The organism is Streptomyces sp. NPDC001156, from assembly GCF_053598275.1.
Window position 1 is genome coordinate 22,858 of sequence record NZ_JBSFJX010000037.1, and the last position, 16,646, is coordinate 39,503.

Sequence of the window (16,646 nt, forward strand, 5' to 3'; positions counted from 1 at the left end):
TCAGCAACAGGAAGAACGCTACCGGCCGGCACTGACATTCAGTGCTCGCCATGCGTCGTGTGCACGCTGCAACACCACGAACCAGTACACGCTCGTGCACACTCCTGCACATCCGAAAACGAACAGCTCCCAACCCCCGAGGAAGCACATGTCCGACCAGGCGCGGCCCTTGGGCGAAGCCCTGGACGACGCCGCCGTCTCCGGACTGCACATCAGATTTTGGCTGCTGGTCGGCCTGGGCATTCTGCTCGACGGCTTCGACTTCTTCATCATCGGTGTGGCGAACCCGCTCATCGCCGCGAACTTCTCCGTCAGTGCCGCCGAGATGGGCATGTTGTCGGCGGCGGCGATCGTGGGTTCGGTCGTCGGCGCCGCGCTGCTCGGGCCCCTGGGCGACCGTATCGGGCGCAGCCGGATCTTCCGGGTCGACCTGTGGCTGTTCGTCGTCTTCTCCGTGCTGTGCGCGGCCGCGTGGGGTGTCTGGTCCCTGACGGTCTTTCGCTTCGCGCTGGGTGTGGCGGTGGGGCTGGACTACCCGATCGCCGCCAGCTATCTCGCGGAGATCCTGCCGTCCAAGGCCCGCGGACGATGGCTGGTCAGCGCCTTCAGCTTGCAGGCATTCGGCATTCTGCTGGGGGCGGCGGCCGGTGTGGTGATCCTGCTGACCCGGCCTCACATCACCTCGTGGCGCATCATGCTCGGATTCGGGCTGGTGCCGGCTCTGGTCATCATCTGGCTGCGCCGCCGGGTGCCGGAGAGCCCCCGCTGGCTCGCCCAGAACGACCGTGAACAGGAGGCGTGCGAGGTGGGCCGGGCGCTCGTCGGCACTCCCGTCCAGGTGACCCCCGCGGACAAGGAACGGCACGAGCCACCGCCCGAGGGCCTCGGAGCCTTCCTTCAGCCGCAGCTCTTCTCGCAACGCTGGCGCCGGCGCACGATCTTCACCGCGGTGCCGTGGTTCCTGATGGACATCGCGACCTACGGGGTGGGGATCTTCACCCCCACCCTGCTGGCGTCTTTCGCGCTGGGCGGCGCGAACACCACGTTCATCGCGGACGACATCGCCTCCACCAAGGGCACCGCCTTGCTGGACGCCTTCCTGGTCGTGGGCTTCGCACTGGCGATCCTGCTGGTCGACCGGGTCGGCCGGGTGCCCCTGCAACTGACCGGGTTCGCGGTCATGACCATCGCGCTGTGCGTCCTGGCCGTGGGCACGCAACTGCCCGACGGAGCCAACGCCCACCTCGCCCTGGTCATGGTCGGGTTCGGGCTGTTCAACACCTTCATGAACCTGGGGCCCAACGCCACGACCTTCGCCCTGCCCGCCGAGGTGTTCCCGTCCGAGATGCGTTCGGCGGGACATGGATTCGCCGCCGGATGCGGCAAACTCGGGGCCGCGCTGGGCACCTTCCTCTTCCCGGTACTGCTGGCGGACATCGGCGAGGCCGCTCTGCTGTACGGGGTGGCCGCGGCCTGTGCGGGCGGGTTCCTCATCACCCTCGCCTACCGCGTCGAGCCGCGCGGCGCCTCCCTCGACGAACTCTCGGGCATCCAGGCCACCAAACTCGCCCCACGCGTCACTCCTCCCTGATCGGCGATCGAGAGGACCGCGCGGCCCGGGGAACGGCCCTCGCGGCGGCCGCTGCCGAGAACCGAAACGCCGTGGGCCCGCGGGCAGTCCCGGTCGATCGGACTGTTCAGGGTCGTGTGCAGGCCCGACGCCGAGCATGCTGCGGACGGCCGCCACGACGGCGGCTCGTCCGGCCCTGAAAGTCCGCATGGCCCGACCGCGGCCCTCCGCGAGGCCGGACGAGCCGCCGTGCACTCCCCCGGACGCCGGGCCCGGCCATGAGCGGAGCGCCTCAGAAGAGCTTGCGGCAGAGCAGGGCTGCGGGCCCGGCGCTGCTCCCCACACGTGTGGTGAAGGCGATCCCGGCAGCGTACTCGTCGTCGGTGCACTGGCCCTTGTAGTCACCGTAGGCGAAGTCGCCGCCCGCGGTGTCGGCGGGGCGGTTGTCGGACCGGTCGAACCAGACCGTGCGTCCTGTGCCGGCCTGCGGAGTGCCCGCGGGAACGCACAGGGCCGCCGACACCCGGGCACCGCGACGGCTGTAGCCGATGAGGTACTGGCCGGACGGGCACTGGAGTTTGGTGTAACCCGACGCCCAGTCACCGCCCGCGGGGACGTAGCGTTCGTCGGTGACGACCGTCTGCGCGGTGCCCCCGGCGCGCAGGTCACCGGTGGTGACGTCGGTGCACAGTCCGCGACCGGTGGTGTGGCTGAGGCCGATCAGTCGCAGGCCGTCGGGACAGGCGGCCTTGTAGGCGCCGTTGTCCCAGTCACCGCCGGCTCGCACCCGGAGCGACTGGACGTAGTCGCCGTGATCGGTGGAGAGCATGCGCCAGGTCGGCACCCGGTCGACGGGGCCGGTGCGCGTCGGTGAGGTCATGAGGTGGTTCCACGCGGTGCTGCGCCAGTCGGCCTGGTCGAGGATGCCGTACCGGTGGCCCGAGCTGTCATAGCGCAGCAGGGCCCAGTCGTCGTGTCCCTCCCAGCCGACCAGGGGCCAGTAGGCGAAGTCGGCGTCGTGGTCGGCGAAGTAGTCGGTGATGTTGCCGAACCATGCGCGGGCGGCGGTTCCCGTCTCGCCCGCTCCGATGCCGAATTCACTGATCCATACCGGTGCGGTGTAGTGCCGGCCGGTGTCCTCGGACACGAAGAAGGCCTCGTCGTAGAGAGCCTGGTACAGCTCGTCGCGGGTCAGGTCCTGGTAGCGGGGGTCGTGGGTCTCCCCGATGCCGGTGGCACCGCTGTGACGGGGGCCGGTGTATCCGTAGAAGTGCGCGGAGTAGACGAGCTTGTGGGTGGCCACGAGGGTGTGCGAGAGCGTGCGCGCAGGCGTCAGGGTGGGGCGGCCGTGCGGCAGCCCGTCGACGGGCAGGCCGGTCCAGTTGATTCCTTCGATGAAGATGAGGAGATCGGGGTCGGCCTCGCTGAGGATGCGGTCGGCGGCGAGTTGCGCGGCGGCATACCAGTCGTGGTCGTCACCCAGGCCCCAGTTGGGGTCGTCCATGATGTCCCGGCGCACCTCGTTGTAGAGATCGGCGCCCACGACACGGGGGTTGGTGGCGTAACGGCGGGCCATGAAGACCCAGTCGTCGGCCCACTGCTGGGTGGTCTGGCTGCTGTTCCAGCGCTCGTTGCCGTCGATGCCGCAGCACCAGCGGGAGGTGTTGGTGTGGTTGTTGAGGATGACGGCGAAGCCGTCCTGTGTGAGGGCGGCCACCACGGCGTCGTAGACCTGCAGCGGCGTCTTGCCGCGAAGCTGGGGATTGGCTGTGACGGCGACGTCCGGTACGGCGGCCGTGGTGTGGAGCATCTCGTTGGAGAACGGCAGCCGGATGCTGTTGATACCGAGTTCGTGGAAGTCGCCGAGCAGTTCGGACAGGGGGGCACGGTCCAGGCCGAGGGGTATCCCGTAGGAGTCCTGTCCGGCGTGGTGGTTGGCGGCATCGGAGATGCTGCCGCTGCCCGTCCACGAGCCCTGCGCGCCGTCCCAGTTGGCCGACCTCAGCCGGAAGCGGTTGCCTGCGGCGTCGATGATGTACCGGCCGCGGGTGGACAGCGGCGGTTGCCAGGTGTCGGCTGCCGGGGCCGCGGTGTACGTGGTGGGGGCCGAGAGCTCGGCGACGGCGACGACCGTCCCGGGTGCCGCGGCGAGCAGGAGGAGGGCCGCACCTACTCCTCCTGTCAGGTACTGGACAACTCTGGTCGTTGGCATACGGGCCTCTGTGTGCGAGCGGGTGAGCGCGGTCAGGCTTGGCGCAGCCGGAGGGCGACCCAGTACGCGGAAGCCTGCCGGCGCTTCTCCGCACGGCAGCCGAACATGGCCTCGGGCGGACGACGGCCGTCAGTCTACGACTCAACGGCCCACGTTTTGGGGCTACTTGGAGCGACCACCGAGTTTTCCGGCCAGGGGCGGCACTGACCAGCGCCCCTGGCGGGGCGGATGCCGTCGGCCGAAACCCACCGGCCCGTCCCGCCTGTCGGCCACTGGTGACACTCGGGCGGGCAAGCCGCTCACCGTCTCACGGCCGCGGTGCGGCAGGATGGGGCCATGAGCGTAGTCAAGATCAACGTACTGACCGTTCCGGCCGAGCAGCGGGAGACCCTGGAGAAGCGCTTCGCCTCTCGAGCCCATGCCGTGGAGGGCTCCGACGGGTTCGAGTGGTTCGAACTCCTCCGGCCTGTCGAAGGCACCGACAGCTACCTCGTCTACACGCGGTGGCGTGACGAGGAGTCGTTCCAGGCCTGGCTGGAGGGCCCCATGAAGACGGCCCATCAGGGCGGTGGCGCGGAGAGCGGCGAACACCCCAAGCCGGCGGCGAGCGGGTCCACGTTGTGGTCCTTCGACGTGGTGCAGCAGGCGGCACCGAAGAGCGCGTAGGCATTCTGTCGCCGCGGGACCGGGCGGCGCGCTCGCCTCGCACCGCCCGGCCCGGACGACGGCGAAGCCCGACTACTCCGCCGGTCCCGGCGCCCGGTCGTACGGCTGGTTTCGGCCATCGCGGAAGCTGCGGCTCAGGACGCGGCAGGTGCCGTCGGGGCCCGGAGCCGAAGCAGACCGGCCCCTTCCGGTTACTCGCCGTCGAACGCGGGACGCCGAAGCCGTACCTCGGGCTGCTTCGCCGACCGCGGGGCGGCCTTGTCGGCCGTGAGTGCCTCACGGGCGGCGCGGGCGGACCCACGCCGCCCAGGTGAGGATCAGCCGACCTCGAGGACGATCTTGCCGCGGGTCCGTCCGGTCTTGCTGAGACGGAACGCCTCGGCCGCCTCGGCAAGCGGCAAGGCGCGTTCGACATGGACGGTGAGTTTGCCGGCGTCGGCGAGTCGGGCTAGTGCCGCCAGGTCCGCGCTGTCGGGCCGGACCCACACATGGTGTCCACCGCGCTGCTTCACTTCGGCGTCGACGATGGACGCGACCCGGGAGCGGTCCTTCAGCAGCTCCTGCGAGACGGCGACCGTGCCACCGCCCACATAGTCCACGGCTGCGTCGATACCCTCCGGCGCCAGCTGCCGCACCCGGTCGGCCAGGCCCTCGCCATAAGTGACGGGTTCGGCGCCCAGGGAGCGCAGGAAGTCGTGGTTGTGTTCGCCGGCCGTGCCGATCACCCGGGCTCCCTGGGCCACGGCGATCTGCACGGCGAACGACCCAACACCGCCGGCCGCCGCATGAACCAGGACGGTGTCACCCGCGGCGACGGCCACCCGGGCCAGTGACTGCCAGGCGGTCAGTCCTGCGAGCGGCACGCCGGCGGCCTCCTGCCAGCTCAATGACGCGGGCTTGAGCGCGAGGGTGCGCACGGGTGCGGCGACGAGCTGCGCGTAAGTGCCGTGCTGCACCTCGTCCTTGCGGACGTACCCGAAGACCTCGTCGCCGACCGAGTACTCGGGGGCGTCCAGACCGACCGCCTCGACGACGCCCGAGACGTCCCAGCCGGGCACGAGCGGGAAGTGGACGTACATGATCGGGTCGAGGAATCCGGCGACGATCTTCCAGTCGACGGGATTGACCCCGGCGGCCTTCACACGCACGAGCACCGAGTCCGGACCGACCTTGGGATCATCGGCCTGCGCCGTCTCCAGGGTCTCGGGACCACCATAGCGATTCGCAACAATTGCACGCATAGCAAACACTTTAGGCTCCAATGCCCGACTATTCAGAGGCGCGCCGGTACGAGGGCGCGGGCGTCACCGAGAGGGTTCTGCACACGGGAGCCAGGGTCGCCCTTCGCCGGCGCACGGCCGGGGGCGGGAACCGGCCGCAGCGACTGAATCGGGCTCGGCGACCGCGCAGCCCGCACAGGCATACAACTCGCCCTCAGGGACACACGGCATGACACAACGAGGACCGGGGTCGCGATGAAGGGGGTCCGTCATGCAGCTGGGATCATCACGTGAGGTACTGGCCATCGCGGGCGCGGCTCTGGTCGGCGCCGTCATAGCGGCACGCTGGTGGGCCTGCCGTATGGCGCGCCCCACACCGCCCGCACGCATCACGAAACCGCAGGTCGACCGCGTGGAGGAACTGCACCTGGCCTTCCGCGACACCTCGGTGCGGGAACCCCATACCGCCGAGGCGCTCCTGGAACCGTACTGGAGCCGGCTGCACCCGCTGCGGCTGACCCGCCGTCCCTCGTCCGCTCCCGCCGACTCGCACGCGTCGCATCGCACGGCACCCTGACCCTGCGGCGCCCGGCAGCCGTCCTGGAACGGCAGACGCGGATTGCCGGCACCGACTCCTGGGCCCCCTGTGTGCCTCACATCACGTCCGAATTTCGCCTCTTGGGTGGTCTCCGGGGAAATATCGGAAGGGCTCCCCTTAGTTGGCGCTGATGTGCCTGGGTCTGTCGAGACCCACTTGGGCATCGGACGAACAGGGCAGGAGAAGAGACCGCGATGAGCCACCTCACTCCGGGGATCTTCCGCGCCCGGCCGGAACGTCCAGTGGCGGTCGCCGCCCCGCGCGCGGCGTGGCAACGTGCCGCGTACGTCCTCCTCGCCGTTGGCCTCGATGTGGGAGCCACGGTGATGCTGCTGAGCCGGCACTTGCCGAGCGCCGTGGCCGGTGTGTTCCTGGCCGGGCTCGGGTGGTTCGCCACAGGGCGCATCACGACCTGGCACCCCGCGTCTTCACTCGGTGCCCACGAGAATTCGGCGCGCCGATGAGCCAGGCAGCCCAAAGGCCGGTGCGCACCACTCCCTTCCCGAGCGCCTCGCGGTCGTCACGCCCGGCTCCCGCTCCCGTGCGCGGCAGGGACCGTGACGACCGGTTCGAGCGGCGCCGGCGGCACACCCTGGAGCTGTTCGCGGTGTCCGCGCTGGGCCTTGCCGCCTGGACGGTGCTCCTGGGTGTCACGCTGCCCTCGGACTACCAGGTCCACCAGTGGCGCACGACCTGGGTCGGCTTCGACATCCTGCTGCTCATCGCCCTGGGCTTGACCGCCGTCCTCGGGAAGCGCCGCAACCCCGCCGTCTTGCTCACGGGGCTCGCGACCGCCGTCCTCCTGGTGTGCGACGCGTGGTTCGATGTCTCTCTCGCGTTCGGCACACCTGCCGTCTGGGCGTCCATCGCACTCGCCGTCTTCGTCGAACTGCCGGTCGCGGCCTTCCTCTTCCGCCGCATATACGGGCTGCTGCGGTTCCAGTGCCCACAGGAGGCGGTGGACGCCGGCGGGCGGGACGCGCAGGAGACGAACGCGCACCCTTGATCGGGGCGGGCACTGTGCTTCAGTCGCGTCAGCCCGACGGCGCTGCTCAGGCGTGCAGCCTGGGCAGGAGACGGTCGAGCCACCTGGGTATCCACCAGTTCGCCCGGCCCATCAGGAACATGGCCGAGGGAACCAGGACCAGGCGCACGATGGTGGCGTCGAGCACCACACTGATCGCCAGGCCCAGTGCCAGCATCTTCACGACCACCGTCGGCGAGACGGTGAAGGCCAGAAACACCGCCGTCATGATGAACGCCGCACTGGAGATGACACGTGCCGTGGCCGACAGGCCCACGCTGACGGAGCGCCGGTTGTCCCCGGTCCTTCGCCAGGTCTCGGCGATCCGGGAAAGCAGGAAGATCTCGTAGTCCGTGGAGAGCCCGAAGACGATGGCGAACATCATCATCGGAACGTATGACTCGATGGGGACCGGCTCGGAGAGGCCCAACAGAGCGTCGCCCCAGCCCCATTGGAAGACGGCGACGAGGACACCGTAGGAAGCCGCGGTGGTGAGCAGGTTGAGCAGCACGGCCTTGAGCGGGATGACCACACTGCGGAAGACAGCCGTCAGCAGCAAGAAGGCGAGCACCAGCACGATTCCCACGACGACGGGCAGCCTGCGGCCGACCACGTCCCGGAAATCGGACTGGCCCGCAGCGGTTCCGGTCAGGTAGGCGTGCGCGCCGGTGCCCTTGAGGGCGTTCGGCAGGGCGTGGTCGGTCAGGTCGGTGAGGAGGCCGGTGGTCGCCGCGTCCTGTGGGCCCGTGGTGGGGGTCACAGTGCTGACGAGGATCTTGCCGTCCGTGCTCGGCGTGACGGGGGTGAACCGGTCGACGCCCGGGGTGCTCTGCAGGGCCCGGGTGACATCGGCCGCGATCCGGTCGGCAAGGACACCTGCGTGGCGTAGGTCCACGACGGTCACGACCTGCCCGTTCGCACCAGGTCCGAAGCCCGGTCCGTCGGCCTCGGCGATCCAGTCGTAGGCGAGGCGGGTGGCGCTGCCCGGCTTGTCCGCGCCGGCTCCGACATGGCCCAGGCGCATCGACAGCAGCGGCAGCGCACACAGGGCGAGGACCGAGGTACCGACGACGAGGAAGGGCCAGGGGCGGCGGGCCACCAGGGTCGCGTAGCGGTACCAGTTGTCGTCCTCGCCTGTGCTCTCGGCGACGGGCCGCCGTACGTGCAGGCGGTCGATGCGCCGGCCGACCAGACCGAGAGCCGCCGGAACGAGTGTGAGTGCGGCCCCTGCGGTGACCACGACGGCGATGGTGGCCGCGAGTCCGAGCTTGCCGATGAAGGTCAGACCGCAGGCGTACAGACTCAGCATGGCGACCGCGACGGTGACCGCGGCGACCAGCACGGCGCGCCCACTGGTACGGGTGGTCCGGGCAGCGGCGTCGACCGGGTCACGGCCTTCGATGAGGTCCTGACGAAAACGGGTAGTCAGGAACAGGGCGTAGTCGATGCCCACTCCGAGCCCGATCATGCTGGCGAGGGTGGGCGCGGCGGTCGCGAAGTCGATGGTCGCCGCGACGACACTCACCAGGCCGAGCCCGGTCCCGACGCTGATCAGCGCCGTGACCAGGGGCATCAGGGCGGCCGCGACGCTGCCGAAGCCGGCCAGCAGGATCACCAGCGTGGTGGCGACGCCGACCAGTTCGCTGAACCTGTCGTTCGCGGGCGCGCGGACGACCTGGTCCAGGTCGCCTCCGTAGGCCACGTGAACACCTGCGGCGCGGGCGGGTTCGGTGGCCTCGTCGAGCCGGGACGTGTAGTCGTGTCCCAGGTTCTTCAGCTGTTCGTCGAAGGAGACCGCGGTGTACGCGGTGCGGCCGTCGGCGCTGGTCACCAGAGTGGACACCGCAGTGACGTGCGGGAGCTTCCGCAGCGTGGCCACGGTCCGGTCCACCGCCGGCCGTTGCGCGGACACGGTGCCGGAGTCGACGTGGAGGACGACCTTGCCGCTGGGGTCCGCCGCGCCCGGCTCCGATGCCTTCAGAAGGTCGGCGCCGGTGTGCGACGGGGTGCCCGGAAGGCTGATCTGATCGCTGAAGGCGGACCCGGCCATGTGCCGGCCGACGAGGGCACCCGTCAGCAGCAGCAGCCAGACGACGATGACGAGGACGGGACGGCGGGCGCACGCCCCACCGATCCGGGCCGGCACGCTCCGCCTCTCCGGATCGGGTGAGGGCTCCTGCTCTCGTACGTCGGGGGGCTCGGGCGCTTCGAGCGATGGCTGCATGGGACGGGACGACACCGTGTCCTCCAGAGAAAGTGTCACGAGTGACAGGAACTCTGGGGCAATCTGGCACGAGTGTCAATTGTCACTGTCGACAGATTCAGGGTCTGGGGGCGCTTCGAAGGCGGTCAGCGAGGAGTCGCCGATCATCTGCCGGCGCAACGTTGTCGGGATGACAGGCGAGGTCAAGAGGCTCGTCGGGTGGGCAGCCGCAGACCTGGGCCACATCTGGAGCCAATGACATGGCACCACTGCCAATTGACACTCCGATGCCCATGCCCGAGGCTTCGGGTATGCCGAGTGACACCGCCGAGCCAGGACTGCGAGAGCGCAAGAAGGAGGAGACCCGGCGCCTGCTGCGCGAGGGAGCCGCGCACTTGTTCAAGGAGCGGGGTTTCGAAGGCACCACCGTCGCCGACATCGCCGCGTACGCCAATGTCTCGGTACGCACGTTCTTCCGGTACTTCGAGAGCAAGGAAGCCCTGCTCTTCCCGGACAGCGTCGAACTGTTCGCCTACGTGGAGAAGGCCCTGGCGGAGCGCCCCGCGGAAGAGGCCCCATGGGACGCGGTCTGCAACGCACTGCTCGCGGCCGCGGAACCGTTCGCCGCCTCGACCCTCACCGCGCTCACCCACCCTTTCGAGGGCACGGAGAATCTCGTCGCCGCCCGCCTGGTGCAGTCGTTCAGCGACTTCGAAGAGCGGCTGACCACTCTGGTGCACAGGCGTCTGCCGCCGGACACCGATGACGCCGATCTGAAGGCCGCCGTGATCGCGTGCGCCGCCCTGTCGGCGGTCCGCGCGATGCTGCGCACCCGGCGGGCCCGCCGTGCGGCCGGCCACGCGGTCACCGGCCCCGCGCCGCTGCCCAGGGCCTTCGCCTTCCTCAAGGAGATCGGGGCGGAGCCCTCCCGGGCAGGCGCCTGACAGCGCCGAGCGTCCGCCTCACTGGACTCAGGAGACCCAGGCAGCTTCACGCCGGCGGCCGCGCTTCCATCACCGATTGTCAGCCGCTGTGGGCACGGTCCGATCAATAGGTCGGCGCCGGACGAACGCAAGTGCACCATCGGCGACAATTCACATCAACCACATGTGAACCCGCTCGCCACCCCATAACGTGCTCATCCTGTGACGCCGAGTGATCGACGCGTGCACGACCGAGGAAGCTCTTGGGGAGGTGCCCGGATGGATCCGGCAACGTTGGTGACACAGGCGCCGGCCACGGGCGCGAGCGCCGGCTTGACCACCGTCACCTCGAGCACCGTCCGCGACGCCTACGGCGCGTTGAGATCGGCCTGTCTTCAGCGCCTCCCCGAGAGGTACCGGGAGCCCTACCGAAGCCGCGGACTCCTCGACGCCGTTGCCGGAGCCGGTCCGCGAGTTGATCGCCACCGGCGGCGTCGACGCGCACCTCGTGGAAATCGCTCAACGGCTGCTGGCCCTGACCGACCCGGCCGGAACGCGCTCCGGGACCTACCAGGTCGACCTGCGTCAGGCCCGAGGCGTCCAGGTCGGCGACCACAACATCCAGCACAACACCTTCGGTTGAGCCATCCATCCCGCACACAAGGGCCCGCGCCGCTGATGCGGGTCGCAGAAGGCAGACAGCGATGAACATCGATCGGACCAAGGGTGCCCAGGTCGGCGAGGGCAACGTCCAGAACAACACGTATCTGCCACCCCGTGCCGGCGCGCGGCACCATTCACCCGCGATGTCCGTCCACGCGGGCGACAACGCCCACGTCCATCAGAAGAACACCCACCTCAAGTTCTCCATCCCCGTCATCGGGCAGCTCTTCAACATGGCGTCGGCGCACCCGATGATCGCCGGTGCGACGGCCGTGGCACTCATCGGAGGCGGGACGATGGCGACCACGGTCGTACTCCAGGGCCCGGGCTCCCCGGCGTCCACCGCCGTCGTGCGCGGCTTCACGATGAAGAGCGACGCTCAGGGTGCGCCCACGGGCTACGACTTCTCCCACAGACCGCCGGTGGTTGCCGAAAGCGATTCCGACGCCATCTATGTCTCGGGAAGTCTGCTGGTGTCCACCAACGGCAAGCTGGCCGCGTGGCAGTCCGCGGCACTCCCCACGGGCGCCGAGTGCCGCACCGTCGTGGCCGAACACCCTGTGCGTGAGGCGCCCTTGGGTGTCCAATCGGTGTTCTGCTACCTGGATCGCAACGGTGACCCCGGCTATATCGCGGTCACCGCGTACGACACCGAGACCACGACCGTCGACACCGCGCGGCTGAACTGACGTTCGTCAGGCGTGATCCGCGCAGCACGGCGTGGGGTTGGGCACCTCGAATGGAGCCAGGGCTCCCCCTGCGGCCGGAACCAGGGCCAGGAGCAGATGCCCGTCCCGCCACTCGGGACGTACATGGTCCCGTGTGAGCACAGGAGTGGCCGGATCGGGTCCTGGACCGCCGGTCGACGGAGCGCCGAGCACGGTGACCCGGTCGATCACGGTACGGGTGAGGACGTCCGCCACGGTGACGGTGCCCGTCAGGTGGTGGACGCCGGGGAAGACCACGGCCCGCCCGCTGCGCCGGTGGACGTGCTCGGCAGCCGCCAGGGCCGCCGCGCGGGCGGATTCGGCAGGGCCGTACACCCGCTCCCCCAACACGGCACCGGCCGCGCTCATTTCCCTTGCGGCGAGTGTGGCCAGCGGGCCCCATGCCGCGTCCGCCGCGGCGTCATCGGGAACGGTGAGCGAGATCGCCGTGCCACGCCGCTCCGCGGTGCGGATCAGATGGGTGCAGGCGATCGTGCCCGCAGGAAGGTCCAGTCGGTCCACCAGATCGTGGATCAGGTGGTCCGCCTCGCGCAGGGTCGCCGTCCCGGCGTCCACCCCGATGACGGAGTGGACGCCGGGCGCGTCGTGCTGTTCGGTCATGCGGGCAGGACCCACATGGGGTTGGTGTAGAACCAGAGGTCCTTCCACGGGTCGGCGTCGCCCAGGCCGTCGATCGCCGGACCGGCCGGGTCGACGGAGGCGCCGTGCAGGCCGACGGCGCTGCGGTTGCCGTCGGTGCCCCTCAGCCGGACGTACACCGGCTTGTCCAGGCGTCCCAGGGAGTACGTCAGGCGCACCGCCCCCGTGGCCTTGTTCACCTCGAAGGACTGCACCACCTTGGTGGACGGAGTGGCGAACGTGTCCTTGTCCGCGACCGGGCCGGTGACATCGCCCTGGATCACGTCGACACGGGACAGCGACGGCACGAACTGCGCCCAGTTCGGGCCGTTGGCGAGGCCGATCTCGACGACCAGGTCGCCCCGGCTGCCGCGGCGCACATGAAGCGCACCGCCCAGCGTGACCTCGCGTCCGTCCGCACGCAGCCGCGCGTTGAGGCCGCTGATCAGCCCGCCGTGGTCCACCCAGACACGGCCGGCGCGGATGCCGTCCATGACCGCCTTGTAGGAGAAGGAGCTCGCACCGACGTGGGTACGGGAGTACTGGCCGGGCCAGAAGTCGGTGTCGGTGAGGTTGAGCCCGCCGCCGTACACCGGGTCGTCGTAACGGCCGTTGGCGTTGAAGTCGCTGTTCGGGCCGCGGACGGCGGCGTCGGCGTAGACGTTGTGCGAGTCGGAGTTCGCCGTGATCCACCAGGGCTTGCCCTCGGCGAGCAGGCTGTCCCACAGGCCGCCGACGGTGGCGGTCATCCAGTCGAAGCCGCCCCACGTGCGGTAGCTCTCCAGCGGGTAGCCGGGGAAGGAGTCGGCGCTGGGGCTGTTGTCGTAGATGCCGCGTGCGCCACCGGGGCCCTTCGGCGCGGGCACACCGCCGGCCTGGTGCCCGGGCGCGCCCTCCATGCCGACGGCGATCGACGGCTGCGCGTCGCGCCACGCGCGGATCTCGTGCGGGGAGTCGATTCCCTTGCGGGCCGGGTGGTTGGCCAGGAAGAGAGCGTCCTTGACCTTGCGACGCTGAACCTGCTCGGCGAGGAAGTTGATGCCCGCGATGGCGAGCGCCTCGTTGGCCGGCGTGGCGGCGGAGGCCCCCTTCACCGAGCCGTCGAAGGAGTTCTCGAACTCCTTCAGCACCGCGACCTCGTTGTTACCGGGGTGCACGAAGACGGTGCCGTGTTCGGCGGCCGGGATGTTCCACTCCAGACCCTGGAAGACGAGCGTGTCGTCGATCTGGTCACGGGCCGCGACGATGTCCGGGTTGACCTTCTCCACACCGATCTTGGCGTGCGCCTCGCTGCCGTGGTCGGTGATCACCATCCAGTCCAGGCCGTGCGCGTTCGCCTGCCGGACGTGGTCGATGACCCGGTACTTGGCGTCGGAGCTGTACTGCGTGTGGATGTGGTGGTCACCGGCCAGCCACAGGTACTCGCCGGAGCGCCCGCTGTGCTGAGCCGACGATCCGTGCGCCGCCGCCGCCTGGCCCGCGCCCGCGAGGACGCTGCCCGCGGCCAGGCCCGCTCCCAGCAGACCGGTGCGGCGCAGCATGGAACGCCGCGAGAGCTGACTGGGCGTCAACTCCTCGTCCGGCACCGACAGGTCGAGCGCCGGCGGCAGCGACGAGGCGTCGCCGCTTCCGTGGTCGTGGTGGTGATGGTGGTGTCCATGCCCGTGTCCGTGACCGTCGTGGCCCATGTCAGCTCCCGCTGCAGCATTGGATTTACCCTTCAACGAGGCCGAGATTGGGCAGCGGGAATGAATGTCGGCCCACACGCCAACTGCGGAACGACGAACACCGGATGTGCTACCGGCGGCTTGCGGAAGCCCGTGTTTCGGCCCTGTTCGACTCGGTCGTCCCCACGCGCGGTCGCGGTCGCGAATCAGAGGCGGACCACACCGACTCCCTTGACCCGCCTGTCCGTTGACGCGAGTGCCTGCTGGCTCAGCTCATCAGTCCGGCGGCGACCGTCGCCCCCAGCTCCCAGCACGCCTCGATGTCAGCCTTGCCCGGCTCACCCGTCACCGTCACGGACGCGGCCGCAGGCCGCCAGCCGAGTCCGCCCGTGATCGCCTCGATGCCGCGTACGGCCCCGGTCACATCGCTGCCGCCGTGTACCCAGAACCCGAAGGGCCGACCGCGCGTCTCGTCCAGACACGGGTAGTAGACCTGGTCGAAGAAATGCTTGAGGGCCCCTGACATGTAGCCGAGATTCGCCGGAGTGCCCAGCAGATACGCGTCGGCGGCCAGCACGTCGGCCGCGGTGGCGGACAGCGCCGCGCGCCGTACGACCCTCACTCCCTCGATCTCCGGCGCCGTTGCACCGGAGACGACGGCTTCGAACAGCGCCTGGCAGTTGGGCGAGGGCGTGTGATGGACGATCAGCAAGGTGGCCATACGGCCGAACACTGCCGTGACGCTCGTCGGGCCGCAACCGACGTACCCGGCCGCTTGACGACGACTTGATCACCACGGGTGGCCGAGCCACGTCCGGCCGGGCGATGGCCCCGACAACCGCCGTCACATGCCGGCGACAGTGGGGACCTTGTCGGGCAAGGGCAGCAGGCCGACACGACTCACGGGACGGGACTCAGTGGGCATCGCCTGGAACGGCGAGCTCTCCTTCAAGGTACTGAGCGCGGCCGTGGGCGAACGACCAGTCCTGAGGGGCGTTCTCGGTGATGCCGATGAAGACGTCCTCTCCCTTGATGCCGAGTTGGCCCAGGCGCTGCGCGATGACGCGGTACAGACGCTGCTTGACCTCGGGGGTGCGCCCCGACTGAGTGAAGATCTGGATCATGACCAGCGCGGAGCTCCGGTCGAAGCCCAGGCCGGCGTCGAGGGCGATGATGTGGTCCGCAGCGTGCTCGGTGACGATCTGGAATCTGTCGCGTTCCGGAATCCGCAGCACCTCCACGATCGCCTGATGTGTGGCATCGGCAATCGCCTGGACCTCGTCCGTTCGGCGTCCGCGGATCATGTCGATCCGTACCAGCGGCATGCCGGGCCTCCTTCCCGTAGCTGGATGGCTTGGTGAATCGGCGTTGACGGTCAGAGATCGGCGGCGAGCCGGGCGAAGGTACGGGCAGCAGGCTCGGTCCTGGCGTGACGGTGCCCCGTGCCCGCCCACAGATGGATCAGACGGGTGTCCCCTGCTGCGGCGGCGGCTTTGCGCAGGGGGCTGGTCAGGTGGTGCAGGGCCGGGTAACCGGCGGGGGCGATGTCGTCGTAGTGGTCGACGAAGTAGTTGCGCAGCGCGCGTGCCGGCCGCCCGGTGAAGGCCCGGGTGATCACCGTGGTGTCGAAGGCGGGGTCGGCCAAGGCGGCCTTGTGCGGCGCGGAGGCGCCGCTCTCGTCGGTGCGCAACAAGGCGGTGCCGACCGCGGCGGCTTCCGCTCCGGCGCGCAGCACGTCGGCCACGTCCCCTGACTGTGCGATCCCGCCCGCGGCGATGACCGGCAGCGGTACGGCGCTGCACACCTGGGCGACCAGTTGGGGCAGTGGAGTGGGCGGGGGCAACTGTGCGGGGGTGAAGGTGCCGGAGTGCCCGCCGGCCGCCGATGCCTGGACGGCGACCGCGTCCACCCCGGCCTCCGCAGCGAGCCGGGCCTCGTCGGCGGAGGTGACCGTCTGCACCACTGTGCTTCCCGCCTTGCGCAGCTTCGCGACGACCGAGCGATGGGGGAGGCCGAAGGTGAAGGACACCACCGGGACAGGGTTCGCCACCAGCAGGTCGATCTTGTCCGTCCAGTGGTTGTCGTCCTCGACCGGATCGCCGTCCGGCAACGACAGCCCGTATCGGGCGGCCTCGGACCGGATCGCCCGGACGTAGTCGCGGTAGTCGTCGCCGGATATGGGGACCGGATTGGGGGCGAAGACGTTGACGCCGAACGGCACACCTTCCGCACGCACGGCCTCGATCTGCTCGGCGAGCGCCTGCGGTGTCTTGTACCCGGCCCCAAGGAAGCCCAGACCGCCCGCGCGCGCGGCCGCGATCACCAGTGTCGGTGTGCTCGGACCTCCGGCCATCGGGGCCGCGAGGATCGGAAGACTGACTCCGAGGGGGGACAGGAGTCGACTCATGACGGCTTCTCTTTCGTCGTGCGGGCAGCTTCGTCGTGCGGGCAGCTTCGTCGATCAGGCAGCTTCGTCTTTCAGGCCCGGCACCAGGATCGGCCACGGCGACCGTGTCCCGATGGGCGCGAAGCCGGATCGCACTGCAGTCATGAT

General features: G+C 69.7%; 16 protein-coding genes. 8 read left to right on the top strand and 8 right to left on the bottom strand.

What is annotated here, in order from left to right:
- The first annotated feature begins 148 nt into the window (after positions 1 to 148).
- Positions 149 to 1,591, top strand: coding sequence for an MFS transporter (locus ACWDA7_RS19640; RefSeq protein WP_450605530.1), 1,443 nt, complete (start codon positions 149 to 151; stop codon positions 1,589 to 1,591).
- Positions 1,592 to 1,862: 271 nt separating this feature from the next.
- On the opposite strand, the gene ACWDA7_RS19645 is transcribed toward ACWDA7_RS19640, so the two are convergent.
- The gene (locus tag ACWDA7_RS19645) at positions 1,863 to 3,782 is read right to left on the bottom strand and encodes a glycoside hydrolase family 5 protein (RefSeq protein WP_450605531.1); all 1,920 of its coding nucleotides are present in this window, start codon (positions 3,780 to 3,782) and stop codon (positions 1,863 to 1,865) included.
- Between the two features lie 336 nt (positions 3,783 to 4,118).
- On the opposite strand from ACWDA7_RS19645, the gene ACWDA7_RS19650 reads away from it, so the two are divergent.
- Positions 4,119 to 4,448 carry an antibiotic biosynthesis monooxygenase family protein gene (locus ACWDA7_RS19650; protein WP_450605532.1) on the top strand — a complete coding sequence of 110 codons (330 nt, stop codon included), beginning with the start codon at positions 4,119 to 4,121 and terminating at the stop codon, positions 4,446 to 4,448.
- A gap of 317 nt (positions 4,449 to 4,765) precedes the next feature.
- On the opposite strand, the gene ACWDA7_RS19655 is transcribed toward ACWDA7_RS19650, so the two are convergent.
- Positions 4,766 to 5,689, bottom strand: coding sequence for an NADP-dependent oxidoreductase (locus tag ACWDA7_RS19655; protein WP_450605533.1), 924 nt, complete (start codon positions 5,687 to 5,689; stop codon positions 4,766 to 4,768).
- A gap of 250 nt (positions 5,690 to 5,939) precedes the next feature.
- Between ACWDA7_RS19655 and ACWDA7_RS19660 the strand changes: the two genes are divergently transcribed.
- From ACWDA7_RS19660 to ACWDA7_RS19670, 3 genes are all read left to right on the top strand, one after another.
- A complete protein-coding gene (locus ACWDA7_RS19660) occupies positions 5,940 to 6,245 on the top strand; it encodes a hypothetical protein (RefSeq protein WP_450605534.1) in 306 nt (101 codons plus the stop codon).
- 215 nt (positions 6,246 to 6,460) lie between these two features.
- Positions 6,461 to 6,730: a hypothetical protein gene (locus ACWDA7_RS19665; protein ID WP_450605535.1), complete on the top strand. Its 270-nt coding sequence runs from the start codon at positions 6,461 to 6,463 to the stop codon at positions 6,728 to 6,730.
- The gene (locus ACWDA7_RS19670) at positions 6,727 to 7,272 is read left to right on the top strand and encodes a hypothetical protein (RefSeq protein WP_450605536.1); all 546 of its coding nucleotides are present in this window, start codon (positions 6,727 to 6,729) and stop codon (positions 7,270 to 7,272) included. Before ACWDA7_RS19665 ends, ACWDA7_RS19670 begins: the two co-directional genes overlap by 4 nt.
- A gap of 46 nt (positions 7,273 to 7,318) precedes the next feature.
- Here ACWDA7_RS19670 and ACWDA7_RS19675 read toward each other — a convergent pair whose 3' ends face one another.
- Positions 7,319 to 9,553, bottom strand: a complete 2,235-nt coding sequence (locus tag ACWDA7_RS19675; RefSeq protein ID WP_450605537.1) for an MMPL family transporter — start codon at positions 9,551 to 9,553, stop codon at positions 7,319 to 7,321.
- Between the two features lie 251 nt (positions 9,554 to 9,804).
- Here ACWDA7_RS19675 and ACWDA7_RS19680 point away from each other — a divergent pair, with 251 nt between their 5' ends.
- The 3 genes from ACWDA7_RS19680 to ACWDA7_RS19690 all read left to right on the top strand — a co-directional run bounded on the left by ACWDA7_RS19680 (position 9,805) and on the right by ACWDA7_RS19690 (position 11,768).
- Positions 9,805 to 10,437, top strand: a complete 633-nt coding sequence (locus ACWDA7_RS19680) for a TetR/AcrR family transcriptional regulator (protein ID WP_450605538.1) — start codon at positions 9,805 to 9,807, stop codon at positions 10,435 to 10,437.
- Positions 10,438 to 10,870: 433 nt separating this feature from the next.
- Positions 10,871 to 11,059, top strand: a complete 189-nt coding sequence (locus ACWDA7_RS19685) for a hypothetical protein (RefSeq protein ID WP_450605539.1) — start codon at positions 10,871 to 10,873, stop codon at positions 11,057 to 11,059.
- A 61-nt stretch (positions 11,060 to 11,120) separates the two neighbouring features.
- Positions 11,121 to 11,768, top strand: coding sequence for a hypothetical protein (locus tag ACWDA7_RS19690; RefSeq protein ID WP_450605540.1), 648 nt, complete (start codon positions 11,121 to 11,123; stop codon positions 11,766 to 11,768).
- 6 nt (positions 11,769 to 11,774) lie between these two features.
- Here the strand turns inward: ACWDA7_RS19690 and ACWDA7_RS19695 are convergent, their stop codons facing one another.
- From ACWDA7_RS19695 to ACWDA7_RS19715, 5 genes are all read right to left on the bottom strand, one after another.
- A complete protein-coding gene (locus tag ACWDA7_RS19695) occupies positions 11,775 to 12,407 on the bottom strand; it encodes a hypothetical protein (RefSeq protein ID WP_450605541.1) in 633 nt (210 codons plus the stop codon).
- Positions 12,404 to 14,113: a PHP domain-containing protein gene (locus ACWDA7_RS19700; RefSeq protein WP_450605542.1), complete on the bottom strand. Its 1,710-nt coding sequence runs from the start codon at positions 14,111 to 14,113 to the stop codon at positions 12,404 to 12,406. The genes ACWDA7_RS19695 and ACWDA7_RS19700 overlap by 4 nt, the downstream gene beginning before the upstream one ends.
- Positions 14,114 to 14,360: 247 nt before the next feature.
- Positions 14,361 to 14,813, bottom strand: a complete 453-nt coding sequence (locus ACWDA7_RS19705; protein WP_450605543.1) for a flavodoxin family protein — start codon at positions 14,811 to 14,813, stop codon at positions 14,361 to 14,363.
- Between the two features lie 193 nt (positions 14,814 to 15,006).
- A complete protein-coding gene (locus tag ACWDA7_RS19710) occupies positions 15,007 to 15,417 on the bottom strand; it encodes a tautomerase family protein (protein WP_450605544.1) in 411 nt (136 codons plus the stop codon).
- 50 nt (positions 15,418 to 15,467) lie between these two features.
- On the bottom strand, positions 15,468 to 16,499 hold the full coding sequence (locus ACWDA7_RS19715) for a nitronate monooxygenase (RefSeq protein ID WP_450605545.1): 1,032 nt from the start codon (positions 16,497 to 16,499) through the stop codon (positions 15,468 to 15,470).
- Positions 16,500 to 16,646: the final 147 nt, after the last annotated feature.